Below are 1,744 nucleotides of genomic sequence, written 5' to 3' on the forward strand. Positions count from 1 at the left end.
CATAGATCCTCCACATCCCTGCTGGACATGCCCTTTTTACCATATATGTTGTCCAGCGCCTTTAATAATTCATTTCTATTTACGGTCATGATAATATCCATTATTATTTACTAAATAAACATTTGCAAAAAAATTTAAATTTTTTTAATCCTATTTATTATTTTCTGGTTTCAAAAAATTTATTATTTGAATTTTTGTATTCTCATATGGTAATATATAGAAATCTTTATATATTGCATCTGAAAAGTTTTCATCATATTTTCTTTTCTCATCGTTTAAAATATAACCGTTACCGGAAATTATTTTTATTATACCACCATCATGAATTTGTATTTTGCTCCCCTTTCTGATAAAATACTCTAAAATGGATACACTGTCCGAGTTGAAAATTTTTTTAATGTATCCAAAACTTTCATCGTGCCTGTTCATATATTCCTTTCTGATGGCCTCAAGATCCTTTTCACTGTCTATCCCCATCCAGAGGGAATCATCCTTATACACACCAAGGTTATCAGAGGCAACAAGTGCAGGAAATACTGACTTTTCAATATCCTTTTCAATATAATCCCTTTTAAATAATTCAAAAACATTCTTTTTAATATAGTATATGCCAGCATTTATATAATAATTCAGCTCGGGTTTTTCCTTAAAATTAAATGCCCTGTCTCCGGCAAATTCAACTATGCCGTAGGGGCTTTTCATTTTCGTTATGTACATAATCATGCCATAATTTTTATTCCTTGAATAATCTATAAAATTATTAAGGTCTATATCAGATACTGTATCACCATTTCTGAGTATTATATCCTCATTTACATTTTCTAGTAAATTTTGTATTGAATATAATGTTCCCATGGGCTTTTCCTCCCTTAAATAATGAATATTAACATCCTTAAAATCCCTATATCTATCCTCTATTTTATCACCGAGATATCCTGAAAGAACATAAACATCATTAATTCCAGCATTTTTAAAATCAAAGAGCTGCCTGTCCATTATGGTATAATTATCCTTAAGTTCAATAAGCGCCTTCGGAATTCTATCAGTCAGGGGCTTAAGCCGTTTTCCGTATCCTCCTGCAAGTATTGCTCCTATCATTATTGGGGATGGATAAACTATATATTGTTTTTTCCGTACTATTATTTTAATATTTAATGATTCATGCTAATTTATTTGCCCGATAAAGTTTATTTTAAATACATAAAATTATAACATAAAATATGTACGGTAAAAATGAATTATTATACGATATAAAAATGCTTCAGGAGGCCAAAACTGAAGAAAATATAAACCTAATCGTTGAAAGGATAAGACGCGGAATAGAAAACAGTGATAAAAAAATTATTCTGGATTTATATGAAACCATACCTGAAAATTTAATGAAATATTTCCGGGATTTATTTCCATTCTGTTAATGCGCCCCTGGCGGAAATATTATATTATCAAATTCCAGATATTTTTTTTCATCGAATCTTAACAGGTCCGGGTTAATATGCCTCTGAACTGCCATGAAATATGCAAGATAATAAAGGGGCACAATGTTTAATACAGGATTAAGGTAAATATCATTAAATCCATCTATGTTTATGTTAAAATCACCACTGCCATTTAATGTCAGTGTTTTTGTCCCGGTTACCCTGCATGCTCTTACTATCTGGTTCATTCTTTCATTGTTATAGCCATCGCCAATGAGGATTAGCAACGATTTATCATCTATAATTGATGTGCATCCATGGTTGAATTC

The 1,744-nt window shown here is 30.6% G+C and carries 2 protein-coding genes and 1 pseudogene; 1 reads left to right on the forward strand and 2 read right to left on the reverse strand.

Going from position 1 to position 1,744, the window contains the following annotated elements; all coding sequences use genetic code 11:
• Positions 1 to 150 precede the first annotated feature (150 nt).
• The gene (locus AOG54_RS03375) at positions 151 to 1,098 is read right to left on the reverse strand and encodes a nucleotidyltransferase family protein (RefSeq protein ID WP_055032414.1); all 948 of its coding nucleotides are present in this window, start codon (positions 1,096 to 1,098) and stop codon (positions 151 to 153) included.
• A gap of 122 nt (positions 1,099 to 1,220) precedes the next feature.
• On the opposite strand from AOG54_RS03375, the gene AOG54_RS03380 reads away from it, so the two are divergent.
• The gene (locus AOG54_RS03380; RefSeq protein ID WP_054964218.1) at positions 1,221 to 1,415 is read left to right on the forward strand and encodes a hypothetical protein; all 195 of its coding nucleotides are present in this window, start codon (positions 1,221 to 1,223) and stop codon (positions 1,413 to 1,415) included.
• Here AOG54_RS03380 and AOG54_RS09870 read toward each other — a convergent pair.
• Positions 1,412 to 1,744: pseudogene (locus AOG54_RS09870) on the reverse strand (SIS domain-containing protein); the annotation flags it as partial. The gene AOG54_RS03380 and the pseudogene AOG54_RS09870 sit on opposite strands and share 4 nt — an antisense overlap.

The organism is Acidiplasma aeolicum, assembly GCF_001402945.1.
Taxonomy (GTDB): domain Archaea; phylum Thermoplasmatota; class Thermoplasmata; order Thermoplasmatales; family Thermoplasmataceae; genus Acidiplasma; species Acidiplasma aeolicum.